21 protein-coding genes and 1 other annotated feature are annotated in these 25,832 nt (G+C 42.2%); of the genes, 2 read left to right on the forward strand and 19 right to left on the reverse strand.

Annotation, left to right across the window (positions count from 1 at the left end; all coding sequences use genetic code 11):
- The first annotated feature begins 37 nt into the window (after positions 1-37).
- Positions 38-979, forward strand: a complete 942-nt coding sequence (locus tag ACTFWY_RS01695) for an AEC family transporter (protein WP_003126877.1) — start codon at positions 38-40, stop codon at positions 977-979.
- Positions 980-1,092: 113 nt separating this feature from the next.
- Here ACTFWY_RS01695 and ACTFWY_RS01700 read toward each other — a convergent pair whose 3' ends face one another.
- The 9 genes from ACTFWY_RS01700 to rpsB all read right to left on the reverse strand — a co-directional run bounded on the left by ACTFWY_RS01700 (position 1,093) and on the right by rpsB (position 14,006).
- Positions 1,093-5,442, reverse strand: a complete 4,350-nt coding sequence (locus tag ACTFWY_RS01700; RefSeq protein WP_308052452.1) for a PolC-type DNA polymerase III — start codon at positions 5,440-5,442, stop codon at positions 1,093-1,095.
- 106 nt (positions 5,443-5,548) lie between these two features.
- Complete coding sequence (locus ACTFWY_RS01705; RefSeq protein ID WP_311810716.1) at positions 5,549-7,252, reverse strand: proline--tRNA ligase; 1,704 nt, start codon at positions 7,250-7,252, stop codon at positions 5,549-5,551.
- A 74-nt stretch (positions 7,253-7,326) separates the two neighbouring features.
- Entirely contained in the window at positions 7,327-8,595 is a 1,269-nt protein-coding gene (rseP, locus tag ACTFWY_RS01710) for an RIP metalloprotease RseP (protein ID WP_081131699.1), read from the reverse strand.
- A gap of 437 nt (positions 8,596-9,032) precedes the next feature.
- A complete protein-coding gene (locus ACTFWY_RS01715; protein WP_060814675.1) occupies positions 9,033-9,839 on the reverse strand; it encodes a phosphatidate cytidylyltransferase in 807 nt (268 codons plus the stop codon).
- Entirely contained in the window at positions 9,836-10,633 is a 798-nt protein-coding gene (locus tag ACTFWY_RS01720; RefSeq protein ID WP_003126871.1) for an isoprenyl transferase, read from the reverse strand. The genes ACTFWY_RS01715 and ACTFWY_RS01720 overlap by 4 nt, the downstream gene beginning before the upstream one ends.
- A gap of 163 nt (positions 10,634-10,796) precedes the next feature.
- A complete protein-coding gene (gene frr, locus ACTFWY_RS01725) occupies positions 10,797-11,354 on the reverse strand; it encodes a ribosome recycling factor (RefSeq protein WP_003126870.1) in 558 nt (185 codons plus the stop codon).
- A gap of 1 nt (position 11,355) precedes the next feature.
- Positions 11,356-12,078, reverse strand: coding sequence for a UMP kinase (gene pyrH / locus ACTFWY_RS01730; RefSeq protein WP_003126869.1), 723 nt, complete (start codon positions 12,076-12,078; stop codon positions 11,356-11,358).
- 144 nt (positions 12,079-12,222) lie between these two features.
- The gene (gene tsf, locus ACTFWY_RS01735) at positions 12,223-13,104 is read right to left on the reverse strand and encodes a translation elongation factor Ts (protein ID WP_005472197.1); all 882 of its coding nucleotides are present in this window, start codon (positions 13,102-13,104) and stop codon (positions 12,223-12,225) included.
- Positions 13,105-13,217: 113 nt separating this feature from the next.
- On the reverse strand, positions 13,218-14,006 hold the full coding sequence (gene rpsB / locus ACTFWY_RS01740) for a 30S ribosomal protein S2 (protein WP_003126867.1): 789 nt from the start codon (positions 14,004-14,006) through the stop codon (positions 13,218-13,220).
- 302 nt (positions 14,007-14,308) lie between these two features.
- On the opposite strand from rpsB, the gene ACTFWY_RS01745 reads away from it, so the two are divergent.
- Positions 14,309-14,779 (forward strand): arginine repressor, encoded by a 471-nt coding sequence (locus tag ACTFWY_RS01745; protein ID WP_003126866.1) that lies wholly within the window; start codon positions 14,309-14,311, stop codon positions 14,777-14,779.
- 61 nt (positions 14,780-14,840) lie between these two features.
- Here ACTFWY_RS01745 and argS read toward each other — a convergent pair whose 3' ends face one another.
- The 10 genes from argS to ACTFWY_RS01795 form a co-directional block, all read right to left on the reverse strand.
- Positions 14,841-16,532: an arginine--tRNA ligase gene (argS, locus tag ACTFWY_RS01750; protein WP_003126865.1), complete on the reverse strand. Its 1,692-nt coding sequence runs from the start codon at positions 16,530-16,532 to the stop codon at positions 14,841-14,843.
- Between the two features lie 91 nt (positions 16,533-16,623).
- Positions 16,624-16,826, reverse strand: a binding site (T-box leader).
- Between the two features lie 80 nt (positions 16,827-16,906).
- A complete protein-coding gene (gene argF / locus ACTFWY_RS01755) occupies positions 16,907-17,917 on the reverse strand; it encodes an ornithine carbamoyltransferase (RefSeq protein ID WP_242387638.1) in 1,011 nt (336 codons plus the stop codon).
- A gap of 196 nt (positions 17,918-18,113) precedes the next feature.
- Positions 18,114-19,133, reverse strand: a complete 1,020-nt coding sequence (gene tsaD / locus ACTFWY_RS01760) for a tRNA (adenosine(37)-N6)-threonylcarbamoyltransferase complex transferase subunit TsaD (RefSeq protein ID WP_003126863.1) — start codon at positions 19,131-19,133, stop codon at positions 18,114-18,116.
- Positions 19,130-19,591 carry a ribosomal protein S18-alanine N-acetyltransferase gene (rimI, locus tag ACTFWY_RS01765; RefSeq protein WP_003126862.1) on the reverse strand — a complete coding sequence of 154 codons (462 nt, stop codon included), beginning with the start codon at positions 19,589-19,591 and terminating at the stop codon, positions 19,130-19,132. The genes tsaD and rimI (ACTFWY_RS01765) overlap by 4 nt, the downstream gene beginning before the upstream one ends.
- Positions 19,584-20,126, reverse strand: coding sequence for a ribosomal protein S18-alanine N-acetyltransferase (rimI, locus tag ACTFWY_RS01770; RefSeq protein WP_021151217.1), 543 nt, complete (start codon positions 20,124-20,126; stop codon positions 19,584-19,586). Before rimI (ACTFWY_RS01770) ends, rimI (ACTFWY_RS01765) begins: the two co-directional genes overlap by 8 nt.
- Positions 20,110-20,832 (reverse strand): tRNA (adenosine(37)-N6)-threonylcarbamoyltransferase complex dimerization subunit type 1 TsaB, encoded by a 723-nt coding sequence (gene tsaB, locus ACTFWY_RS01775; RefSeq protein WP_081131704.1) that lies wholly within the window; start codon positions 20,830-20,832, stop codon positions 20,110-20,112. Before tsaB ends, rimI (ACTFWY_RS01770) begins: the two co-directional genes overlap by 17 nt.
- A gap of 234 nt (positions 20,833-21,066) precedes the next feature.
- The gene (locus ACTFWY_RS01780) at positions 21,067-22,053 is read right to left on the reverse strand and encodes a LacI family DNA-binding transcriptional regulator (protein ID WP_081131705.1); all 987 of its coding nucleotides are present in this window, start codon (positions 22,051-22,053) and stop codon (positions 21,067-21,069) included.
- Positions 22,054-22,091: 38 nt separating this feature from the next.
- Positions 22,092-23,573 carry a UDP-glucose--hexose-1-phosphate uridylyltransferase gene (gene galT / locus ACTFWY_RS01785; RefSeq protein ID WP_156247259.1) on the reverse strand — a complete coding sequence of 494 codons (1,482 nt, stop codon included), beginning with the start codon at positions 23,571-23,573 and terminating at the stop codon, positions 22,092-22,094.
- An 11-nt stretch (positions 23,574-23,584) separates the two neighbouring features.
- The gene (galE, locus tag ACTFWY_RS01790) at positions 23,585-24,574 is read right to left on the reverse strand and encodes a UDP-glucose 4-epimerase GalE (protein ID WP_021151224.1); all 990 of its coding nucleotides are present in this window, start codon (positions 24,572-24,574) and stop codon (positions 23,585-23,587) included.
- 48 nt (positions 24,575-24,622) lie between these two features.
- Positions 24,623-25,780, reverse strand: a complete 1,158-nt coding sequence (locus ACTFWY_RS01795) for a galactokinase (protein WP_003126854.1) — start codon at positions 25,778-25,780, stop codon at positions 24,623-24,625.
- Between the last annotated feature and the right edge of the window lie 52 nt (positions 25,781-25,832).

Genomic DNA, 25,832 nt, shown 5'->3' on the forward strand with positions numbered 1-25,832 from the left:
GAATCAAGATTCGCTATAGTGAAAGAGAGGTGAGTTCATGTTCCAAGCATATAGCAATATTTTTGTGATTTTTAGTTTGATGTTTATTGGCTACTGGTTGTCTTTTAAGCAATGGTTCTCAAATCGTACAGCAGATACCTTTTCAAAACTTGTTTTGAATCTCTCACTGCCGGCAAGTATGTTTTTGAATATCATCAAGAATTTTACCCGCGATGAATTCCTTTCACTGTTTTCTGGAATGATTATTCCATTATTATCCATTGTCATTACTTATGGGATCAGTAAACTTTGGCAGCGTTTCTTTCAAGTAGCTCCCACTCATCATGGATCCTTCTCCACCATGTTTACTTTTTCCAATACAATTTTTATTGGATTACCGATCAACCTGGCTATTTTTGGCGAAAAGGCTGTTCCTTATGTCTTGCTTTATTATATTGTCAACACTAGTTTGTTTTGGACGGTTGGGATCTATGAAATCGCTCGAGACAGCCCTAGTTTCGAAGAAGCAAAAGTCTCCTTTCACCCTTTAGTTGTGTTGAAAAAAATCTTCTCTCCTGCATTGATTGGGTTTATTATTGGATTGATCTGGATGCTCTTCGATTTTCCTTTACCGAAATTTATTGCAGGCCTAGGAGGCTATCTTTCTGAGTTGACCACGCCTCTATCCATGTTCATCATTGGGATCATCGTTTACTATAGTGGTATCAAGAATTTACGTATGACCAAGGATCTTGCCGGTGTCCTCGCAGGTCGTTTTCTCCTCTCTCCATTGATCGTGTGGCTGATTGGTCAATGGATACAGGTTCCTTCATTGATGCTGCAAGTCTTTATCATCCAAGCATCGATGCCTGTTCAAAATTCTGTGCCGATCCTGGTTAGAAATTACCATGGAGATGAAGAGTTTGCTGCTTCTTCATTAGGCTACTCCGTTTTGATTTATATGATTTACATTCCATTATTGTTGATGGTTTTATTATGACATGCAGCAAAAGTGTCGATGTATAAAAACAAAAAAAACGATTCGAGGACCTATCATTTCTGAGAAAGATAGTGCCTGCGAATCGTTTTTATAGTTGATAATAAATTTCTTCCTTATAGCATATCAAACAACGACAATTGATTTTCATCCGGTAAATCTTTCAAGACACCATTGTCTGTCATATATTCGATTAATGTTTTGGAAACTTTTCCTCGGTTGGCCAGATCTTCTTTGGACAAGAACGGACCATCTTTCCGGGCCTCACAGATTTGTTTGGCTACGTTTAGACCTAAACTTGGTACAGCTCGAAATGGTGCGATCAGCTTGTTGCCATCGATCACAAAATTCTCAGCATCTGATTTATATAAATCGATCATGCCAAATTCATAGCCTCTTTCCAACATTTCATTGGCCAATTCTAAAACAGTCAGCAAGTTTTTTTCTTTTGTCGATGCATCCATGCCTTTGTCATTGATTTCTTGCATCCGCTCTTTTACCGCTTCTTTGCCTTTTGACATGGCGATCAAATCAAAGTCGTCCGCACGAACAGAGAAATAGGCACAGTAATACAGAATTGGGAAATATACTTTGAAGTAAGCGACCCGCAATGCCATCAATACATAGGCTGCCGCATGGGCTTTTGGGAACATATACTTGATCTTAGAACAAGAATCGATATACCATTCAGGGACATTATTTTCCCGCATCGCTTGCAGATACGTATCTCGCAAATCATCCGGGATCTTGTTCCATTGTCCTTTACGAACCGTCTCCATGATTTTGAAAGCCATACCGTCATCTAATCCTGCATGAATCAGATAGACCATGATGTCATCCCGACAACCAATGACTTCTGCCAAGTTGGCATCACCGCGCCGAATCAGTTCCTCGGCATTTCCTAGCCAAACATCCGTTCCGTGGGAAAGTCCTGAAATCTGCAACAACTCTGCGAAGGTGGACGGATGGGTCTGTTCCAACATCCCCCGTACGAAACGGGTCCCAAATTCAGGAATACCTAAAGTACCAGTTTTAGAATAAATTTGCTCTTCTGTTACACCTAAAACATCCGTTCCGCCAAAAATACGCATAACTTCTGGATCATCGGTAGGGATCGTTTTTGGATCAATTCCAGATAAGTCCTGTAACATCCGAATCACTGTCGGATCATCATGTCCTAAAATATCCAGTTTCAAAATATTGTCATGGATCGAGTGGAAATCAAAGTGTGTCGTCTTCCATTCAGAATTCATATCATCGGCTGGGTATTGAATCGGTGTGAAATCATAGACATCCATATAATCGGGGATTACAATGATCCCCCCTGGATGCTGTCCGGTGGTACGCTTCACTCCGGTAGCCCCTTTGGCCAACCGGTCCACTTCTGCTGCACGATAATGAAGATTGTGATCCCGCTCAAACCCTTTTACAAAACCGAATGCGGTTTTGTCTGCTACCGTACCGATCGTTCCTGCACGGTAAACATAATCTTCTCCGAAAAGAACCTTCGTATAATTGTGCGCTTCGGGCTGGTATTCCCCAGAGAAGTTCAAATCGATATCGGGGACTTTATCTCCATGGAAACCTAAGAAGGTTTCAAACGGAATGTCATGACCGTCTTTGTTTAGTCGGGTGCCGCATTTCGGACATTTTTTTTCTGGCATATCATAGCCGGAGCCATAAGACCCGTCCTCATAAAACTCCGAGTACTGACAGTCTGGGCAATAATAATGAGGGGCTAATGGATTCACTTCAGTGATCCCCGTCATCGTTGCGACAAAACTGGAACCGACAGATCCCCGCGAGCCCACCAAGTAGCCATCTTCATTGCTCTTGTGTACCAGTTTTTGGGAGATCAGGTAAATCACGGAGAAGCCATTTCCGATAATGGAATCTAATTCTTTTTTCAATCGCTTTTCAACGATCTCAGGCAAAGGATCCCCATATAATTCTTTGGCACGATTGTAGCTTAGATCTGTGATTTCTTGTTCGGAACCTGGGATTTTTGGCGTATACAAATCATCCTTAACTGGAATGACCTTTTCACACATATCCGCAATTTTGTTGGGGTTCGTCACGACGATTTCTTTGGCTATATCTGGGCCTAAAAATTGAAAAGCGGTCAGCATCTCATCTGTCGTCCGAAAGTGAACAGCTGGGAGACTATGGCGATTCAGAGGATTGGCTCCCCCCATTGAATTGATCAAAATCTTACGATAGATCGCATCTTCTTCATTCAAATAATGTACATTCCCTGTAGCTACCACCACTTTGCCTAATTCGTTGCCAATCTCGATCAGATTGCGAATAATGTCTTCTAGGTCTGATTCATTCTTAACAAGTTCGGTCTCAATCAAATGAGCGTAAACTTCTTTGGGCATGACTTCAATATAATCGTAGAACTCTGCTAATTTACGGGCAGCATCCACCCCTTTTTGCATCATGGCGACAAAGACTTCTCCCTTGTCACAGGCGGTTCCTACAAGTAATCCTTCCCGCAGCTTCACCAATTCCGAGCGAGGAATTCTTGGGACTTTGTCATGGAAATATTTCACGTTCGACATCGAGATCAATTTAAATAAATTTTTTAATCCGGCTTGCGTCTTCGCCAAGATCGTCGCATGGAATGGTCGCGCCGCTTTGAAGGAGTTCTCTCCTCCCACATGGCGGTTCAAGTCTTCATGCAGCAGCATGCCATGCTTTTCCATCGCTTCTTTGACAAAGATCCAAGCTAAATGGCCCGTGGCTTCCGCATCATAGATCGCTCGGTGATGCTGTTCTAAGCTGACGCCGAATTTTTTAGATAAGACGCCTAGACCAAAACGTTTGAACTCAGGATATAAGTAACGTGCCAGTTCTAATGTATCAATAACTGGATTTTCGGCTTCTGGAATCCCATATTTTCGATAACTCGTATTTAAAAAGCCCATATCGAAAGAAGCATTGTGGGCAACCAAGATTGCTCCTTCAGAAAACTCTCTAAAGAGTCGCAATACTTCTTCTTCTGATTTAGAACCGCGAACCATTTCATCCGTGATCCCTGTAAGCTCTACGGTGGTGCGAGACAATGGGTGTCCTGGATCAATGAATTCATCAAATGAGCCTTCCACATTGCCTTTATGCATGCGGACAGCCGCTAATTCGATAATTGTATCATAAACGGCAGATAGCCCCGTCGTTTCCACGTCAAACACAATATACGTGGCATCCGTCAAAGGAACTGGTTTAGGGTTATAAGCTACTGCAACGCCATCATCAACGATATTGGCTTCAACCCCATATAAAATCTTAACGCCAGCTTTTTCACCCGCATGATGGGCATCTGGGAAAGCTTGCGCGCCACCATGGTCCGTAATAGCGATCGCCTTATGTCCCCATTTTCCAGCTTGTGCAACTAAATCACTGATATTATTCGTGGCATCCATCGTACTCATATTTGAATGAAGATGGAGTTCCACCCGTTTTTCTCCTTCAGGTGCATAGTCTTTCCGAATCTCGTGTTTTACCTCAATCAAGTCTTGAGCATTCATAACAAGATCTCGCATAAAGGTATCTTCCTGCACGCTTCCGCGAACTTTTACCCAGCTGCCTTTGGCGATTGCCTCAAAGATTTGTTCATCTTTTTCATTATTGGAGAACTTTTTGACACTGAAAGATGACGTATAATCCGTGATTTTCAGAATCAAGATCTTCCGCTTTGAACGTAATTCCCGAACTTCTTTATCAAAGACATATCCTTGGATCGTCACACGGCGTTCTTCCTCAATGATATTAATCATTGGGGTAACGGGTTCATCGGCTGGAATATTCCTTCCCAATGCAATCGGACCGTCAAATTCAACAGCTTTCACTTCTTTTTTCCGCTGTTCATGGGCGATCAAGTTCTCAGCAGCCTGTAATTGGAAAGCAGCAGTCTGTTCTTCTTTACGAGCTTCCAATTCTTTTAAAGCTTCTTCTGCTTGTTCGGCATCCATTTCAGGAATGATACGAAATTTTTGAAAACCAAATGTTTGATAGTTTTCTTCAATGATTGGTAAATATTGTTGCTGCAAAATCGCGATTACCGCTTCATTGGTAACAGGCAGGATCACTTTTTTCTCATTCACTACCGGTAGCTGATTCTTAATGACTTGCTGTACTAGTGGACGATCACAGTTTTGATTTGCGAGTGCTAATGGCCAGTACTCTTGGATCAGTTGTTGATCGAAGGCATTATCCTTGGCTTCAATGATCATTCGCACCGCAGCGATTTCCTTAAAGGCCAGTTCCAAATGTTGTTTGAACGATTGATACACCATAACGGGTAGCAATGTATCAAACTGCAAGTAAAATGTCCAAGCTTTTGACTGGCGATGGACCACGACTTGTTTGATTTGAGCGGTCTGTATCAAAGGATGTTGGCGTAAATTAGGACCAGCATTGATTTGCTCTAATAAGATCTCAAAGGTCTCTCTTTCTTTTGACAATTGACCATCCTCCTTTTTCTCAGTATTAATTAGTATACCTCTTTTTCTTTTGTCTTTCATTAAAAAATCGAGAAAGGGCTCCCCCTTCCTCGATTTTTGTCACGGATCATTCAGATGCAGTCAACAAGATCGTTAATGTCGTAGCCACTTCCTCTTTACGAACTTCAACGGTTGCATTTGTGTGTTTGATTTTTATTTCGACAATCCCTTCTGTCGCTTTGTTGCCAATGGTCAATCGAATCGGACAGCCTATCAAATCCGCATCCGCAAATTTGACACCAGCACGTTCGTTGCGATCATCTACTAAAACTTCATAACCGACAGCAAGCATCGCTTGCTCTACTTCCTCGCACAAAGCAGTTTGATACGAGTCTTCCATTGTGGTTTGAATAATATGGATATCATAGGGTGCAATCTCTTTCGGCCAATCGATTCCCTCTTCATTGCCGTGCTGTTCAACGATTGTTGATAGAAGACGAGATACACCGATGCCATAACACCCCATCATGACTGGCGTCTCCTGACCGTTCTCATCGACAACTGTCGCACCAAGTCTTTCACTGTATTTGGTTCCTAGCTTGAAAATGTGGCCAACTTCGATTCCTCGTGTGAAAGTTAGGACCCCTTTGCCATCTGGAGAAGGATCACCTTCTTGCACCAATCGAAAATCAGCAAATGCCAATGGGGAAAAATCTCGTCCTACATTTGCGTTTTGATAGTAATGGCCCGGTTCATTCCCAAAGACGATCACATTTGCTAAATCTTGTACATGCTGATCAGCATATAAGCGGACATTTTCCGGCAGCGCAATGGGACTGATTGCTTCAGTTTGCAGATGACAACGTAATTCTTCTGGTGTAGCTATTTTCAATTGATCGGCTTCTAGAAAATTTTTGACTTTTGCTTCGTTCAATTGATGATCGCCACGTAGAAGAATCATGACCGGTTCTCCATCAGCAAACAAAAGAAAGGACTGAACGATCTTAGTCAAGTCACTCTCACAAGCTGCAGCTACTTCTTCCAGAGAATAAGATGGATCAACCTGCAACTCTGCGCGCTCAAGAAAGGTTTCGTGAGATTTCTTTGATACATACAAACTTGTGGCCATTTTCCAATTCGCCACGTAGTCGCTTTCCGTTGAGTAGCAAATTAGTTCTTCACCAATCTGCGACAGTGCCATGAATTCTTTGGAATCATGCCCTCCCATCAGACCGTTATCACCAATCACTGCACGATACTCCAGCCCACAACGTTGCAAAATCGCGTGATAGGCTGCTTCATACCGTCGATAAGTCGTATCTAAACTTGACTCATCGGCATGAAATGAGTAGCCGTCTTGCATGATGAATTCGCGACTGCGAATCAAACCGAAGCGCGGACGTTGTTCGTCTCGGTATTTTGACTGAATCTGATACAAACTGATCGGCAGACGTTTGTAGGAAGAGATCTCACTTTTGATCAATTCCGTAAAAGGCTCTTCATGGGTTGGCCCCAAGACATACTCCCGCTCGTTTCGATCTGTTAACTGATACAGTGAGCGCCCATAAAGCCCATCTCGCCCAGTACTTTGCCATAGTTCCAAGGGCAATAAAACTGGCATCGTCATTTCTACTGCATCAATTTTGGCTAATTCTTCCCGCATCAATTTTTTGATTTTCTCCAACACCCGCTGGGCTAAAGGCAAATACATGTAGATGCCTGCTGCCACTTGCCGAATATAACCGGCTCTAACTAAAAGTTGATGACTCAATGTTTCCGCATCACTTGGTATTTCCCGCAATGTCGGAATAAACAGTTTCGACTGCTTCATTTTTTTCTCCTTTGCTGCAAACACTTTGCTATACCCATACACCCTGCTTGGCCCATATCAGCTGCTTCCTCTAATCAAAAGAAAAAGCGCTGAATATCATTCCAAGTCACTAACACCATCAGCAACATCAAAAAACCAAACCCAATTAACGTGATGATTCCTTCTTTTTCTTGACTGATCGGTTTACCTCGGACACCTTCAAGAATGTTCAAAACGAGTTTGCCGCCATCCAATCCTGGAATAGGCAACAAATTGAAGATTCCTAAGTTGATGGAGATCGCCGCCATCATCATGACGACAGAGGCTACCCCTTGTGAGGCTGCTTGTGAGGACAATTGGAAAATGGCCACCGGACCACCTAATTTGTCCAGATCTGGTTGTACGATCAAATTACCGACAGCTCGGAAAATCAGTAAAGCATTGTTGAAGGTCAATTTCAAGCCACCTAATAGCTTGTCACCAAGACTTGTTTTCAAGCCAGGACTGATTCCCATAAATCCTACTTTTTCTCCTTCAGCAGATTTCCCTTCTGGCGTTGCTTCAATCGTTAATGTATCACTTCCCCGCTTCACTTCAAGGGGGATCTTCGTGTCAGGATAATTTTGGATCTCACTGCTCAATTCCTGCCAGTTGGATACTGTCTTGCCATTGACTGCTAAGATCTCATCGCCATCTTTCAAGCCTGCCTCAGCGGCTGGTGAACCATTTTGGATACCAGAGATGCTGGTCGTATTCACATCTTGTACACCACCCTGTGCAAACACTAACCCTGTGAATAAAACAAAAGCTAAGATGAAGTTATTCATCGGTCCAGCAAAATTGGTCAACATTCGCTGCCAAAGTTTCGCTGACTGAAATTGAACATCTTTCGGTGCAATCCTTACTTCAACACCGTCTTCATGAATAATGGTTGCATCATGATCGACCGCATAAGCGACTTTTTCTTGTTCATTTCCATTGATGTACCCTGCAATCGTCAACTTTTCTTCGAGATCAAAGTCTACCACTTCCATCGGAATCGCATGAGGCAACTGCACCTTTTTGCTAGTATTGATCTTGATGACTTTTCCATCCTTGTCTTGCACAAGTGAGATCGGCATACCTGGTGTCAGCTCTGTCTCATCTTCGCCCCAGCCTGCCATTTGAACATAGCCACCTAATGGTAACATTCGAATCGTGTAAGTCGTTCCATCTTTTCCTTGATGGGCAAAAAGCTTTGGACCCATTCCAATGGCAAATTCCCGAACTAAAATCCCTGCACGTTTGGCAAAGAAGTAGTGTCCAAATTCGTGGATTACGACCACAACAGAAAATATGATAATAAACACAAGAATCGTTTTCATTCTGTTTCCTCGCTTTCACTGTTCCCTCTTGCTAAAGGGGAAACCTTTCTTTATTTTATCACACCCACACCTAATGAGGAACTTCCGGCGTTATTGTAACAAGAATTTAAAGAACCAAGCTCTAACACGCATAAAAAGACTGTGGCTCTTTCTCACAACACATTCCTTAACAGGAAGAGTGTTCTTTTTTCCTTACCCTCGCATTCTTCACAGTGGTCCGTCAAAAAATCTTCGACCGCCAAGTAGTCGAGAACTAAAAAACCTCTAAATGTCTGGTCCCGTGAAAACAGGCTTCATTTAGAGGTTGAAATAAGGTTAAAATGAGGTTAAAAATTGTCTTCTTTCTGCGGAGCTGATCAAACAAATTAATGACCTAGCACTTATCTAGTCAAGCAAGTGATTATTGCTCGTTTATCTAGACTAACTAAATGATTGCTTTAGAAAACACCTAATAAGTACATGATTGGAAAAACAAACAGCATACTATCAAAACGATCAAGAATCCCGCCGTGGCCAGGCAAAATATTGCCTGAATCTTTTACTCCGTAGTGTCGCTTGATAGCTGATTCGACAAGGTCACCAAACTGACCAGCAATCGAAAAAATAATCGTCAATACGATCATGATCAGACTTCCATGGCCAAAGTAATCGTTGCCTGGGAATGCCAACAAATAAAGAGCTGCCACAACGACTGCCGAAACAATTCCGCCCAATGCCCCTTCAATGGTCTTGTTCGGTGAGATCTCCGGCCATAGCTTATGTGCGCCGAATCGACGGCCAACCATATAAGCACCAATATCTGTCGCCCAAACAATAAACAAGCCAAAAATCAGCACAACTAATCCGTTTGGTACTAATCTAGCCGTCAAGAAACGTTCAAAGCCGACACCCACATACAGACTGACTAAAACGGGGAAACCTGCTTCATCAATGGTGTACATATTTTTGGAAACGACAGCGATTCCTAGCAACAACAAGACAATCAGATAAAACAAAGCACTTTTATCTGTATTTGCTGGTAAGAAAGCAAACCAAGGATCTTTAGGTAAGACTAAGATCACAGCCCCAAGAATCGATAACACCCCTTCAAAACTGAGAACCGCTAATCCTTTCATCCGAAATAATTCAAACACACCAATTCCGGCAAGTAAAGCTGCCGTCAACTCGATGGCTATTCCACCGACATAAATAACTGGTAAAAAAAATGCTAATGCCACCACTGCGGTGATCACACGTTGTTTCACTTTTTGTCCTCCTTCTTGTTCAACCCGCCAAAGCGCCGATTTCGCTGTTGAAAACTGCCGATGGCAGCTTCTAACAATTGGGCATCAAAGTCAGGCCATAATGCTTTAGTGAAAAAGAGCTCGCTATAAGCAATTTGCCAAAGAAGAAAATTACTGATCCGTTCTTCACCACTCGTTCGAATCACCAATTCAGGATCGCGAAGTGCAGCAGGCAAGAAGCCAGTCATGAGATGCTGGTCCATCATTTCTTCGGTGATTTCTACCGTCTCCTGTGTGTGGTCTAGTTCTTCATACAGCTTTTGGATCGCCTGCAGCATTTCAGCGCGACTGCCATAGTTCAAAGCGAAATTCAGGACCATTCCTGTATTCTCCTTGGTCTGTTCGATGGCACGATTGACAGCATCTTGAGTGTGAGCAGGCAAATATTCAGTAAAGCCCATCACATGGACCTTCACATTTTCTTTGATCAGCTCTGGTACAAACGTGTCAAAAAAATCAACTGGCAATTGCATCAAGTAATCGACTTCTTCATTTGGTCGTTTCCAATTTTCCGTTGAGAATGCGTACAATGTCAAGACTTTGACTCCAAGCCGCGAGGCATGGGTCGTGATCGTCTTCACTGTCTCCATCCCTTCTTTGTGCCCTGCCACCCGTGGTAGACGCCGATTCTGAGCCCAGCGGCCATTTCCGTCCATAATGATCGCGATATGCTGAGGCACAGGTAATGCCGGATCAAGTTCGTATTCAGTTTCTTCCTTAACATATTTGTCTTTTTGTGGAAAAAAACGCAACATATGATTCGCTCCTCTTCCATTTCGTAAAATTCATCTTTTTCATTATAACAATAATCATATTTCTTGCCTATGAAAAGTAAAAAAAGAAATCTATATTAAAGAAAAACAAAAACATTTTCTCTTTGTTAGGAATAAAAAAAGGGCGCTTGTGCGCCCCTGCTTCTTATACTTCTAATAATTCTTGTTCTTTTTCAGCTGCGATCTGATCGATTTCTTTAATACTGTTGTCTGTCAATGTTTGAACTTCTTTTTCTGATTCTCTTAAATCATCGACCGTGATATCGCCAGATTTTTCTTGCTTCTTGTAAGCATCCATCGCATCACGACGGATATTACGGACAGCAATTTTCGCATTCTCCGCTTCTTTTTTCACATCTTTTGCCAATTCTTTCCGGCGCTCTTCCGTCAATTGCGGAATGACTAAACGGATTACTGTACCATCGTTAGCAGGTGTGATACCGATGTCGCTTTGCATGATCGCTTTTTCGACTTCTTGGATCATTGTTTTGTCGAAAGGCGTAATCATCAAAATACGCGCTTCAGGAATCGTGATTGATGCCATTTGATTTAGTGGTGTTGGAACACCATAGTAGGTTACCATCACACGGTCTAAAATACTTGCGTTCGCACGGCCAGCACGAATTTGTCCTAACTCGCGCTGCAAGTTTTCTGCTGCTTTTTTCATTTTATCTTTTGCTTCTGTTAAAATTTTGTCAGCCATTCTATTTCCCCCTTACTGTCGTTCCAATATGTTCTCCTAAGATTGCACGGCGAATATTTCCTTGTTCATTTAAATTAAAGACAACTAACGGAATATCATTATCCATGCTTAATGAGCTTGCAGTGGAATCCATGACTTGCAATCCTTTCGAAATCACTTCTAGATGCGTAAGCTCTTCAAACTTCACTGCACTTTGATCGATTTTTGGATCTGCTGAGTAGACACCATCGACGTTATTTTTTGCCATCAAGATCACATCTGCATTGATTTCAGCTGCTCTTAAGGCAGCCGTAGTATCTGTTGAGAAATAAGGATTCCCTGTGCCGCCAGCAAAGATCACTACACGCCCTTTTTCTAGATGACGTTCTGCCCGACGGCGAATATAAGGTTCTGCGATTTGGCGCATTTCGATCGATGTTTGGACGCGAGTCGGTACGCCAGCGTTCTCAAGAGTGTCTTGCAACGCCAATGCATTCATGACAGTTGCCAACATTCCCATATAGTCTGCTTGCGCTCGTTCCATGCCCATTTGTGCACCGATCTGACCACGCCAAATGTTACCGCCGCCTACTACGATCGCCATTTCAACACCAAGTTCATGGACTTCTTTGATCTCTTTGACGATTTCTTGGATCGTTGGCGGTTTGATACCAAATCCTTCATCCCCTGCCAATGCTTCGCCGCTCAATTTTAACACAACACGTTGATATTTTGGTTTACCCATGATGATTCCTCCGTACATTCTCCAATACTATTGTAGCATATTGGCGCCATTCTGTTTGAATTTGTGCAATTTTTTTGAAAATCGGTTTTTGCTTAAAAAAAGGGAGCGCACTTCCATGCGTTCCCATCTGTTCGAGGAACAGAATTATTTTTTGACTTGGCTCATAACTTCTTCTACAAAGTTATCTTCGCGTTTTTCGATACCTTCGCCGACTTCAAAACGAACAAATGATTTCACTGTTGCGCCTTTTGAAGCAACAAATTTTTCAACAGTCATGTCAGGATCTTTAACGAATGGTTGGTCAACCAAAGCGATTTCTGCTTTGAATTTTTTCAAACGGCCTTCAACCATTTTTTCAACGATGTTGGCTGGTTTGCCTTCGTTCAATGCTTGTTCAGTCAAAACTTGTTTTTCGTGATCCAATTCTTCTTGTGAGATTTGAGATTCATTCACATAGCGAGGATTGATTGCAGCAACGTGCATAGCGACATCTTTTGCAACTGATTCGTCTGTTGTTCCTTCAAGAACAGTCAAGACAGCGATACGTCCGCCCATGTGCAAGTAGCCACCGAAAGCAGAGTTGTCATCTTTTTCAACAACTTCAAAACGACGGAAGCTGATTTTTTCACCGATAACTTGAGTTGCTTCGATCAATGCTGCTTCCATTTTACCTTTTGATGTTTCCAACTGCAAAGCAGCTTCCATGTCAGCAGGTTTGTTTGCAGCGATTACTTCTGCGATTTCTTTAACTAAATCTTGGAACATTTCGTTTTTAGAAACGAAGTCTGTTTCAGAGTTTACTTCAACGATTGCAGCAGCATTCCCGTTGATAGCAACAGATGCCAATCCTTCAGCAGCAATCCGATCATTTTTCTTTGCAGCTTTAGCCATTCCTTTTTCACGTAATAGATCAACGGCTTTTTCGATATCTCCTTCGACTTCAACTAAGGCACGTTTTGCATCCATCATACCTACACCAGTCATGTCGCGCAATTCTTTTACTAATTTAGCTGTTACTTCTGCCATTTTTTGTTTTCCTCCTAAATGTCATTTAACAAGCCTGAACTTGCCTTTTAAAAAAGCTGTTTCAAAGGAGAGTGAGGCTTGGCGCCTAGCCTTTGAAACAGCTCCATCATTTCTTATTCAGCTGATACATTGTCGCCTTCGACAACATCAACGATTTCTTCGATTGAAGTAGCATTTTCTGTTGATTCAGCAGAAAAATCTTCTTCAACTACTTGGTCTTCGCCTTGGTTGCCTTCGATAAATGCATCTGCCATTTTAGCAGTGATCAATTTAACGGCACGAATCGCATCGTCGTTTGATGGGATAACTACGTCGATCTCATCTGGATCACAGTTTGTATCAACCATCGCTACGATTGGGATATTTAATTTACGTGCTTCTTGGATCGCAATGCGTTCTTTGCGTGGGTCAACAACGTACATTACATCTGGAATTCTTGGCATATCAGCGATACCGCCTAAGAATTTTTCAAGACGTTCGCGTTCTTTGTTCAAACCAACGACTTCTTTTTTAGGAAGGACATCAAATGTGCCATCTTCTTCCATTTTGTTGATTTGTTTCAAGCGAGCAACACGTTTTTGGATAGTTTCCCAGTTCGTCAATGTTCCACCTAACCAACGATGGTTTACGTAGTATTGACCTGAACGGATTGCTTCTTCTTTGATTGCTTCTTGGGCTTGTTTTTTTGTTCCTACGAACAAAGCAACTCCGCCTTCTTCAGCAACGTTTTTCATGTAGTCGTATGCTGCATCTACTAACTTAACAGTTTTTTGTAAGTCGATGATGTAGATACCGTTTCTTTCTGTGAAGATATATTTCTTCATTTTTGGGTTCCAGCGACGTGTTTGGTGTCCAAAGTGTACGCCGGCTTCTAGCAATTGTTTCATTGAGATTACTGCCATGATGTGTTTCCTCCAATTTGGTTTTTGATTTCCTCTCTTGCTCTTTAGCTCTTCGAAGAACTGATTATCAGCACCGCTTCGCAGATGGAACAAGATGTGGATTTGCGGAGTCAAAAAACTCACGCCTTAAACAGTATACAGTAGCTACTAAAGAATTGCAACTGCTTTTCCTCATAAACCTAGCTGTTTACTTTTACATTTTTTTCTTACAAACAACGGGTGTTCAGTCTGACTAAAGCCTAGGTTTTTAATCCTTTTTCTGCTATGATAATGCTGAAGAATTCAATTAAAGGAGTCTATTTATGCGTAAATCCGACCGGCATTTATTGATCAAACAGATTATTGCAGAACATAGTGTGGGAACTCAAGAAGAACTGTTGCAGTTGCTCGAAGCACAAGGAGTAACCGCTACGCAGGCAACGATCTCCCGCGATATCCGTGATCTAAAAATTGTCAAACAGCCTGATGAGACTGGACAAACAAAATTTGTTCTCTTTCAAGGAATGAATACTCAAGAAAATGAAAAAGCGGAAGAACAACGGCTGATTCACATGCTGGAAGATGTCGTCACCAAAGTGGATCGTGTTCAATTTATGACGCTAATCAATACGATCCCTGACAATGCACCTTTATTGGCAGCGGCTTTAGATGAAGTTTCGATGCCTGAGAAAGTTTGTTCTCTCGCCGGCTTTGATACAGTAGCCGTTATTTCCCGTACAAATGAAGATGCCATCAAGCTGACTGAATATATCAAGTCCCATGCTATTCTCTAAAGAATCGAAAAAAAGATACCAGCGGCAAGCATATAGGCTGCCGTTGGTATCTTTTTTTTATTTACATTTTATCAGGTGCATGTAATCCTAACAGACGCAAATCTTCTTTTAACAAGACTGTTACAGCGTAAACCAATGCCAATCGAGCATCTTTTTGCGCATCTTCTGCTAAAATCTTGACATTTGCATAGTATTTATTGAAGGCTTGCGCTAATTTGATCGCATGTTTAGCAATCACTGATGGCTCATATTTATCTGCAGCCTGTAAGATAGTTTCTGGGTAGCGTTGGATCAACTTGATCACTTCCCAGCTCTCTGCATCATTCAAAGCAAGAGCTTGCGCATTGGCAGGATCAAATTGTGCTTTTTCTAAAATGCTCATCGCCCGTGCATGAGAATATTGGACGTAAGGTCCGGTTTCTCCTTCAAAACGAACGACTTCTTCCAATGTGAAATCGAAGTTGTTCAGGCGATCATTTTTTAAATCATGAAAGACGACCGCACCGACACCCACTTGTTTTGCCACTTCATCTTTGTTGGCTAAGCCTGGATTTTTTTCTGTGATTTGTTCTTTCGCAGATTCGATGGCTTCATTCAATACTTCTTCTAATAAAACGATTTTTCCTTTACGAGTAGACAGCTTCTTACCATCTTTGGTGATCAAACCAAATGGGATGTGGTGCATATCATCTGACCAATCGAAGCCCATTTCTTTAAGAACTGCTTTCAATTGCTTAAAATGATAGCTTTGTTCGTTACCGACAACATACAGAGACTTAGCAAAGTTATAAGTCCGTTTGCGGTACAATGCTGCCGCCATATCCCGAGTGATATATAATGTTGCGCCGTCAGATTTGCGGATCAACGCTGGATTGAGATCATAGGCAGTCAAATCAACGATTTCTGCGCCTTGATCTTCTTGTAATAAATGTTTTTCTTCCAAAAGTTCAACGACTTCCGTCATTTTATCATTGTAGAAGGCTTCCCCATTCAATGAATCAAAACTTACTTCCAGCATGTCATAGATTTTGTTGAACTCTTGCAATGACTCATCGCGGAACCATTGCCATAATTCGGTTGCTTCTTGATCACCGTCTTCTAGCTTCTTGAACCATGCCCGAGCTTCATCTTCCAACGCTTTATCATTTTCTGCTTGTTCATGGAATTCAACATATAAACGCAAGAGTTCATTGATTGGTTCTTTTTTAACTGCTTCTTCAGAACCCCATTTTTTATAGGCGACGATCAATTTCCCAAATTGAGTTCCCCAGTCTCCTAAATGATTGATCCGAATTGGCTGATAACCGATTTTTTCAAGAATAAAGCCAATCGAATTACCGATCACCGTCGAACGCAAATGGCCCATGGAGATTGGTTTCGCAATGTTTGGTGAAGACATATCAATCGGAACCGCCTGCTGATTGCCAATTGATTGATCTCCATAATGATTTTTTTCCTTCAAGACGGTTTGTAAGACGTGTTCGCTGATCACTTCTTTATTCATAAAAAAGTTCAAGTATGGACCCACGACTTCGATTTTTTCAAAAGAAGCTGGATCAATTTTTTCCGCCAGCTCGCTAGCGATCTGTTGCGGTGCTTTGCGATAGACTTTGGCTAAAGCAAAGGCAGGAAAAGCAACGTCTCCGTGTTCAGCAGTTTTAGGATTTTCTAACAATTGACTGACTTGTTCTAAAGTCAAATCTTCTTTGACAGCGGCATAAATAGCTTGTGCAACGATTTGTTTATTATTCATTTTCTTTCCCTCCATTTGTTTCGATACGAAAGCAATGCCCAGCGAATGTACATGCGGAACAACTAAAAAAAGCCTCTAGTGCATCACATGCACTAGAGACGAGATTTCCCGCGGTACCACTCTATTTGTCCTTTAAGGAATGATTCTTAAAAGACCTACTTATTTCTGATAACGGCAGAATTCCGTTTGCTAGGCAAAATCTCACAAGTGCGCTTCACTTTCTTGATTGTTCGGCTCACACCTTCCCGAACTCGCTGAAAAACAAAAGCTACTCTTCTTGCTCATCGATTATCTACTATTTTGTTCCCAGAAAGTATAACAAAAAATAATCGGTTTGGCTAGCCGGTTTTTCGCCTTTGCATGGATTTCGCTAGTTAAACCTTTGGAATAAAAAGATCTCCTAGGGTGACAGCCATAATGGCTTTGATAGAGTGAAGGCGATTTTCTGCTTGATCGAACTGGCGCGCTTGCTTGCTGTGAAAAACGTCATTCGTCACTTCCATCTCCTTCAAGCCAAAATCAGCAGCGATTTTGGCCCCATATTTGGTTTGTGTATCATGAAAAGCTGGTAAACAATGGAGGAAAATGGCTTGTTCATTATTGGTTTTTTTCATTAATTCGGCATTTACTTGGTAAGGCATCAGCAAGTCGATTCGTTCTTCAAATTTTGCTTCTTCTCCCATTGAAACCCATACATCGGTATAAACGACGTCTGCTCCTGCTACAGCTGCCACATCATCTGTAATCAAAATTTCGGCTTGTGATGCTTGGGCAAATTGCTCTGCCAGCTCGATGACTTGCTGTTCCGGCTGTAATTCTTTTGGTGCTATGATTCGAATAGCAACACCGAGAATCCCGCTAGTCACAAGTAAGGATTGCGCAACGTTATTTCTTCCATCGCCGCAGTAAGCGATCGTCAGACCTTCAAGACTGCCAAAATTTTCTTGAATCGTCATAAAGTCTGCAATCATCTGTGTCGGGTGCCACATGTCAGACAATCCATTCCAGACAGGTACACCAGAATATTTCGCCAAGTCTTCAACGATTCTTTGGCTAAATCCTCGATATTCGATCCCATCAAACATCCGACCAAATACTTTTGCAGAGTCCTCAACAGATTCTTTTGATCCCATCTGGATATCGTTTGCTCCTAAAAATTCCGGATGCGCTCCTAGATCAACGGCAGCAACGGTAAAGGCAGCTCGCGTCCGAGTAGAATTTTTTTCAAACAAAAGAGCGACATTTTTTCCTTCCAAATAACGATGCGGGATATTCTTTTGCTTTAATTCTTTTACATGTAATGAAAAATCGATCAGATACTGCAATTCATCTCTGGTAAAATCTTTTTCTGCTAAAAAACTGCGACCTTTAAAAACGGATTTCATTTCTTTTGCACCCTTTCTTGCTTATGTTTTTTAGCCAGTATACATCTTTTCTAATTTTTATTCAATATATACAAGTTTTACGTATTTTTAATCAATTATATCCAAATAATTAAACAAAAGACCGTGGGCTGCCATTCGGATTCGTATCCCGATGACGCCACGGTCTTCTCTATAATGTTGAGCAGCAAATGCCTGATTATTTCATTTCATGACCAAAACTTAGGCTTGGCACAGCATTCAAAGATAGTGGGGCAAACTGTTTTTTTTCTAACAAAATATGCCCAAAGGCCCCGATCATTGCCGCATTATCGCCACATAAACGCAAAGGTGGGATAATTAAGTCAATCTCAGGCAGGTCACTCATTGCTTCATCTAGTGCCTGACGCAGGCCTTGGTTTGCAGCAACGCCACCTGCAACAATCAATTGGTTGACAGGATAAGTCTTGCAGGCGCGAATCGTCTTAGTGACCAAAACCTCTACGACACTTGCTTGAAAACTAGCAGCAAGGTTGGCTTCGTCCAATGTTTCTCCTCGTTGCTGCGCATTATGGACAAAATTAATAAAGGCACTCTTTAATCCGCTAAAACTAAAATCAAAATTGTCTTCATGAATCATTGCTCTGGGAAAATGGTACGTGTCCTCACCTAAATGCGCCAAACGATCGATTTCTTTTCCGCTAGGATAAGAAAGTCCTAAGACTCGTCCCACCTTGTCATATGCTTCTCCTGCAGCATCGTCACGTGTCTCGCCAATAATCTCAAAGGAACCATCTTCTGTCATATAAACTAGCTCCGTATGACCACCGCTCACTAGCAAGGCAAGCAATGGAAAGGTCAGAGGTTTGACAAAACGGGCCGCATAGATATGCCCCGCCATATGATTGACTGGCAACAAGGGTAATCCATGCGCCCAGGCAAACGCTTTGGCTGCCGAAAGACCGATCAGCAACGCCCCCACTAATCCTGGACCGTACGTGACCGCTACAGCGGATAAGTCTTCTGGTGTCACTTCTGCTTGTTTCAGTGCCTCTTCTAAACAAAGAGTAATCTGCTCCACATGATGTCGACTAGCTACTTCTGGGACAACGCCACCAAAACGTTGATGACTTTTAATTTGAGAAGCCACGATATTGCTTAAAATCGTGTCCCCGTTCTTTATGACAGCGACACTTGTTTCGTCGCAGCTGCTTTCAATGGCTAAAATCAATTCATTCATTTGATTGATGCTGGCCTCACTTTCTTTTCCATGATCAATGCATCCTCTTGAGGATGACTATAATAATTTTTGCGCCGCCCAATGATTTCAAAACCCATTCGCAGGTATAAGGCTTGTGCTGGAAAATTACGGACCCGCACTTCTAGAAAAATCCTTTCGACGCCAGCAGATTGACAAGACTGAATAACAGCTTGCAGCAAGAGTTTCCCCAATCCCTGTCCTTTTTTTTCCGGTAAGACTGCGAGATTAAAGATTTCAGCTTCGTCTAAAACCCGACGGTAACTAACAAATGCCTCCATTGGCTGGAGTACTAAATAGTGACTGTCAACAGCAGCCAAATCCTGCTTGAATTGTTCACAAGTCCAGGGAGAGCCATCTTGGTAACTCGCTTCTGCCAATTGCCATAACAGCTCTTCACTTTTTGCAGGCAACTCTTCTTTATTCAACAGTTTATTCATTTAAAAATTTCACCATATCCAATGCATCTTCATTTCCTTCTGTATAGTAGGCAGTTTTGATCGCTCGCGAGACAAAGCCCAGCTGTCGATAAAGCCGCTGAGCGTCACGATTACTTAAACGCACTTCTAACGAAATTCGGTCACATTTGTTTTTTCGCGCATACTGTTCGATTTCAGTCAACAAAAAAGAGCCGACACCTCGGCCTTGATATTCAGGTATAACAGCAATATTGGTAATATGAGCATCTTCTCCCAACAAACGAACGCCCGCAAAACCGATCATGCGCTCATTTTGTAAGATACACAAGTACAAATGCTTAAATCGCGAATAAATCTCTGAAAGAAACGCGCTCTTGGTCCAAGGCAGCTCCCCGGCATACACCAATCGTTCCACTTGCAGTAACTCTTTGATATCTTCGCCGACGATTTCACGAATCACATACGTTTCATCCTGAATCGTTTTCGTCTGTTCCGGGTATTGAACTTTACGAAAAAGGGTCAGCTTTCCTTTGAAAGATTTAAATTTTTTCAACATACGTATCCGCTCCTGGAGTATGAGATGCCAACCACTTTTCTTCCGCTTCAACAAGTTTCAAATACTCTGGCACAAAATCATGGATCGACGAAACGGGTTCCTCTGTTTCACTTAATTCTGCCAACACGACGCCATTCGGATAATTCCACAAAGAAACGTGATTGATCTGTGCAGACGGCATTGCTTCAGTGATTTGCGGGGCAAATTTTGCAGCATCAGCGCCAACAAAAAGTACCTCTGTGTGCAACTCAGCTAATGCATGCAACAATGTCGGTAATGCCACATGCTGGTCAGGGATCACTGACTGCAGCTTCCCTTCCTGCCAACGATAGCCACCAGCATAGACATTGTTGCGACGTGCGTCAAATAATGGCACGATCACTTTCAAAACCCCAACACAATTCGCAGCTATGTTCTTCAAACTCGACACGCCCACCAATGGGATATGTAATGTATCGGCTAATGTTTTAGCGGTCGTGACACCGATCCGCAATCCTGTATAAGATCCCGGACCTTGGGCAACTGCGATTCGCTCTAACTGCTGCGGCAATACCCCCACAGATTGCATCAATAAATCGATTGCCGGCATCAATGCACTGCTGTGATTTTTGATAGCCATCGTCTGACTTTGTCCTAGGATCTCCTGACCATCCATGACTGCAATGGCCAATGTTTGATTTGATGTATCGATCGCTAATGTTTTCATTGCTTTTTCTCCCCAATCAAAAAACTCACTCATATTTTACCATATTCTGATAAAATGCCAAACTTTGCTTATTTGCTTTCATAGGTGCATGGTTACTGGTGAACTAAAAAAATGGCCAAAGAATCTATGGCAGCCGCGACAGTTTCTGACTGCGACGGAAAACTGTTCCATTACTGGAGACTTTTTCCCATAGATTCTCAGGACATTTCTATTTGTTGCAGATGAACTTTCCCATCATTGATTCGTAGATTGACGTTTAATCAACTCCGTTGCGATAGTGACCTTTCGCGGAACAGGAGCTGGATTCTTGATGATCTCAAGTAGTGTGGTTACAGCCAACTCTCCCATCCACTCCGTATGAACTTTGATTGTCGAAAGGGTTGGAAAAACATACTTGGCAACACTGACATCGTTAAAGCCGATCAAGGAGATATCTTCTGGCACACGAATCTTTTCTTCTTGCAGTGCCCGCAGTGCTCCGATGGCTAAAGCATCGCTGGAAGCAAATAACGCAGTAGGCAGTGGCAAGGCGTCTTGCAAGAACTGTTTCATTGCCTGATATCCATCTTCGACAGTAAACGGTGCTGCAATGTGATACCCTTCGTCATAAAGACGCAAGCGTGTCAGTCGTTCCTTGAATAGCGTCAGCCGCGGATCTTCAATTTCTTGTCGACTTCCTTTTGTAAATTCAATACCAGATAAGATACCGATTTTTTGATGTCCTTTAGCAACAAAATGATCAATGACCAAATCCACTGCTTGCTGAAAATCGACTACCAATGAATCCACTCCAGCCGACAGCCCGTCAAAATCAACGAGTAGCAGATGAGGCTGCGTCTTTTTTAATTGTGCGATCTGCTGGGCATCAAATTTTCCTAAAGCAATCGTTCCATCTACTTGGGTCTCACTGATAGAAGCAAACGATTCTTTTAACAAGCGAATCCCCAATTCTTCCGTCTTGTTCTCAATCCCAAGCCGAATAGCTAAATAGTAAAGATCTGCCAGTTCTTCTTCGGTATCAAACCACTGAATCAAACGAATCCGACCGTTTTCGACTTGGCTTTTCTTTTTATGCTTTGTATAGTTCAGTGCTTCGGCGGTTTTGAATATTTTTTCTTTGGTTTCTGAACTGACGGCTAACTCACTGTCATAATTGAGGACACGAGAAACAGTCGCTGGTGAAACGCCTGCCTGTTCAGCAATATCTTTAATTGTAGCCATTCCCGCGCCTCCATTCTTTCAAATTCATCTCAATAACTTCAAAGTTTATTGATAAAACGCATGAATGCAGCCTGACCGGATGCATCTCGCTTGAAAACTCCTGCGTATTCCAAAACTTTTGCAAAAATCCCACCAACTTCTTGATAAACAATCTCTGTTACATTCTCCTCAGTGATGGTGTAGGTTTCCTTCATCTCTTGTGCCCACGGAATATGATAAGCAGCAATTTGATTTGGCTGATCAAGAAGATAGGCCCTCACTTCTTCTAACTCCGTTGCTAAACGTGGAGGCAAGACCGCTAATCCCATCACCTCGATTAACCCAATGTTTTCTTTTTTGATATGCTGAACATCTTTATGAGGATGAAAAATACCATCAGGATGTTCGTCAGAAACATTGTTATCCCGAAGAACAAGATCCATTTCAAAGTATTCGCCTTGTTTTCGAGCAATTGGTGTGATGGTGTGGTGCGGTGTGCCATCTTCTGAATAAGCATTGATCGAAACGGAAGGATCTGAGTACTCTTTCCATTGTGCCAAAATATAATCAGAAGCAGCAGCCACTTTTTGCTTGTCTCGACCTTGAATCCGAATAACCGAAAGCGGCCATTTAACGATTCCCACCGTTAGCTCGTCAAAACCAGCTAGTTTGAATGTTTTCTCAATGGGTGCTTTTGCCATCGCAAATGTATGCCGTCCACCTTGATAATGATCGTGGGACAAGATCGATCCGCCTACGATTGGCAAATCAGCATTTGAACCGACAAAATAGTGAGGCAGAACCTCAATGATTTGCAATAGACGATCAAAGGTTTTGCGCGTGATCTTCATCGGACGATGCTCTAAAGACAAAAAGATGGAATGCTCATTGTAATAAGCGTACGGAGAGTACTGAAGCCCCCACGCTTCGCCGTCCAGATTCATCCGAATAATGCGATGATTTGTTCGAGCCGGGTAATTCAGCCGCCCTTTATAACCTTCATTTTCCAAACAAAGGAGACATTTAGGATAATCGATCGCTGCTGCTGCTCGCTGCGCAGCGATTTCTTTCGGATCTTTTTCGGGTTTGGATAGATTGATCGTGATCTCTAATTCTCCATACTCGGTCATTACCGGAAAAACAATATTTTTCTTGATGGCTCGAGTCTTGATGTAATCATTTTGCTGACATAAATGGTAAAAATAATCCGTTGCCTCTTGTGGATCTTTTGCATAGTGCTGGGCAAAGAAAGCATTGACCACAGAAGGCGGTGGCGTCAAGAAATCCATCAATTGCGCTTCAAGGATTTCGGTATCAGCAAGTGCCTCGCCGATCACCTGATTTTTTTTTGCTTGAGTGACCAATTGATCCATCAATACCACGGCTGATTCTTCGACCGGTCGTACAGTAGCTGATTCAAAGGCTTCTTCACCAATCATACCAAGAATCCTATTTTGTAAATAAATACGATCCATTTCCATCCATCCACCAGCCTGGATCGCTAATGTCACGAAATCACAGATTGTTTGACTGAGCGTCATTTTGTTGCCTCCTAGTCTTGATAACCTTCTGGATGGCTAACGTGCCAATTCCAAGCTGTTTCAATTATTTGTTTCACATCGGTGTAACTAGGTTCCCAACCTAACACCGCTTTTGCTTTATCACTAGAAGCGACCAATGTTCCCGGATCTCCGGCACGTCGCGGTGCTACTTTCGCTGGAATATCTTTTTGCGTAACAGTACGCGCTGCATCCAACATTTCTTTGACTGAGTAGCCATTGTTGCTGCCAAGATTGAAAACATTGCTAGGATTGCCTTTTTTCAAATATTCTAATGCTAAAATGTGGGCATTGCATAGATCTTCTACGTGTACGTAGTCTCTGATACAAGTTCCATCTGGCGTATCATAGTCATCACCGAAAATTGCTAGCTCCTGACGCTGACCTAAAGCGACTTGCAAGATGATTGGAACTAAGTGAGTCTCAGGATCATGGTCTTCCCCGATTGAAGCATCTGATTTAGCTCCTGCAACATTAAAGTAGCGTAAAGCGACGTATTTCATGCCGTAAGCTTCATCACACCAACGCATCATTTTTTCCATCATGAGTTTGCTTTCCCCATAAGGATTTTTGGGATTTGTAGGTGTTTCTTCTGTGATTGGGCTTTGTTCTGGCTCGCCATAAGTCGCTGCAGTAGAAGAAAAGACAATATGATCAACGTTGTTGTCTTTCATTACTTCTAATAATACCTGCATCCCATACACATTGTTGTTGAAGTATTTCAACGGTTTCTCAACTGATTCACCGACAAGAGAGCTTGCGGCAAAATGGATCACGCCATCAATCGTTTCTTTCTCAAAAACGCTTTGCAAAAATGCTTTGTCTCGAATATCTCCTTCGTAGAAAACAGCCTCTGGATGGATTGCTTGACGATGACCTGTTAAAAGGTTATCCACGACAACGGCTTGGTATCCTTTCGTAATCAATTGATCAACTGCATGAGAGCCGATATATCCGGCGCCACCTAATACTAAAATAGCCATTCTTAATCATCCTTTTCTTTCATTTATTCAATGAATCCGTCTTACATTCTACAGTTTTCGCGCGCCATCATCAATGCTTGCTTGGTAAATATCTGTCTCATAGCCGATTTTTTCACGATAGCTTTCTTTGACAGCCGTTGCAAAAGCTTCCCACTCGCTTTTTTTCACCAAAGCGATTGCACAACCACCAAATCCAGCCCCTGTCATTCGAGCTCCCAAAACTGCTGGCTGTTCTTGTGCCGCTGCCACCAAAGTGTCTAACTCGATACCCGTAACTTCATAATCATCTCTTAAAGAAGCATGAGAAGCATCTAACAGATGACCAAAAGATTCTAAATCTCCCGCTTCTAATGCCGCTTTAGCTTTTAAGGTACGCTGATTCTCAGTTACAGCATGTTTTGCGCGCTTGATCAAGGTTGGATCTTCAATCAGTGAAGTATGTGCAAAGAATGTTGCTTCGTCCAATTCACCAAGCGATTGGATTTTCAGTTTCGTTTGAAGTCGTTTTAATGCTTCTTCACACTCCCCACGGCGCTCGTTGTATTTTGAATCTGCCAATTCCCGCCGCTTGTTTGTATTCATGATAGCTACGACATAGTCCCCAAATTCTGCAGGTACAAGGTCATAAGCTAAAGTGTTGGTATCTAGCAGTAATGCATGGTCTTTTTTTCCCATTCCTATAGCAAATTGATCCATGATACCTGAATTAACCCCAATAAATTCATTCTCAACTTTTTTCCCTGTCAAAATCAACTCTAAACGTTCGATCGCCAATCCGAACAAATCATCAAGAATCACTCCTGTCAATAATTCAATGGAGGCAGAAGAAGACAAGCCGGCACCATTAGGAATATTGCCATAAAAAGCGATTTCAATACCAGAGTCGATTGCATGACCCGCTGCTTTCAAATAGCGAATCACACCTTTAGGATAATTGGTCCAGTCGTCTTCTTTGCGGTACTCCAAATCGTCTAAGGAAAAAGTGATGATCCCCTTTTCAGGGAAGTTTTCCGAATAAAGACGTATTTGCTTATCTGCCCGTTTTCGTGCTACACCATACGTTCCTATCGTGATAGAGGCTGGAAAGACATACCCGCCATTATAATCTGTATGTTCCCCGATCAAGTTGATTCGTCCTGGTGCAAAATACGATCCTGTGCCTTTTTCACCGAATTTTTCTGCAAAAATTTGTTGTAGCTGTTCCATCTTTTTCGCTCCTTCATTTCATTTAGTAAATTTATTATAAAATATTTACTAA

Origin of the sequence: Enterococcus sp. 125944 (assembly GCF_051909435.1) — a bacterium.
In the GTDB taxonomy this organism is placed as follows: Bacteria; Bacillota; Bacilli; order Lactobacillales; family Enterococcaceae; genus Enterococcus_D; species Enterococcus_D gallinarum.

Coding starts and splice junctions, on each gene's coding strand:
- ACTFWY_RS01705 (WP_311810716.1), bottom strand. CDS start 7,252: ATGAAGCAGTCGAAACTGTTTATTCCGACATTGCGGGAAATACCAAGT.
- galE (WP_021151224.1), bottom strand. CDS start 24,574: ATGGCTATTTTAGTATTAGGTGGCGCCGGATATATCGGCTCTCATGCA.
- tsf (WP_005472197.1), bottom strand. CDS start 13,104: ATGGCAGAAGTAACAGCTAAATTAGTAAAAGAATTGCGCGACATGACT.
- tsaB (WP_081131704.1), bottom strand. CDS start 20,832: ATGAAAACATTAGCGATCGATACATCAAATCAAACATTGGCCATTGCA.
- rseP (WP_081131699.1), bottom strand. CDS start 8,595: ATGAAAACGATTCTTGTGTTTATTATCATATTTTCTGTTGTGGTCGTA.
- pyrH (WP_003126869.1), bottom strand. CDS start 12,078: ATGGGTAAACCAAAATATCAACGTGTTGTGTTAAAATTGAGCGGCGAA.
- rimI (WP_003126862.1), bottom strand. CDS start 19,591: ATGAATAAACTGTTGAATAAAGAAGAGTTGCCTGCAAAAAGTGAAGAG.
- argS (WP_003126865.1), bottom strand. CDS start 16,532: ATGAATAATAAACAAATCGTTGCACAAGCTATTTATGCCGCTGTCAAA.
- ACTFWY_RS01780 (WP_081131705.1), bottom strand. CDS start 22,053: ATGGCTACAATTAAAGATATTGCTGAACAGGCAGGCGTTTCACCAGCG.
- rpsB (WP_003126867.1), bottom strand. CDS start 14,006: ATGGCAGTAATCTCAATGAAACAATTGCTAGAAGCCGGCGTACACTTT.
- ACTFWY_RS01745 (WP_003126866.1), top strand. CDS start 14,309: ATGCGTAAATCCGACCGGCATTTATTGATCAAACAGATTATTGCAGAA.
- ACTFWY_RS01795 (WP_003126854.1), bottom strand. CDS start 25,780: ATGGAACAGCTACAACAAATTTTTGCAGAAAAATTCGGTGAAAAAGGC.
- ACTFWY_RS01720 (WP_003126871.1), bottom strand. CDS start 10,633: ATGTTGCGTTTTTTTCCACAAAAAGACAAATATGTTAAGGAAGAAACT.
- rimI (WP_021151217.1), bottom strand. CDS start 20,126: ATGTTGAAAAAATTTAAATCTTTCAAAGGAAAGCTGACCCTTTTTCGT.
- argF (WP_242387638.1), bottom strand. CDS start 17,917: ATGAAATCCGTTTTTAAAGGTCGCAGTTTTTTAGCAGAAAAAGATTTT.
- ACTFWY_RS01695 (WP_003126877.1), top strand. CDS start 38: ATGTTCCAAGCATATAGCAATATTTTTGTGATTTTTAGTTTGATGTTT.
- galT (WP_156247259.1), bottom strand. CDS start 23,573: ATGACGCTCAGTCAAACAATCTGTGATTTCGTGACATTAGCGATCCAG.
- frr (WP_003126870.1), bottom strand. CDS start 11,354: ATGGCTGACAAAATTTTAACAGAAGCAAAAGATAAAATGAAAAAAGCA.
- tsaD (WP_003126863.1), bottom strand. CDS start 19,133: ATGAATGAATTGATTTTAGCCATTGAAAGCAGCTGCGACGAAACAAGT.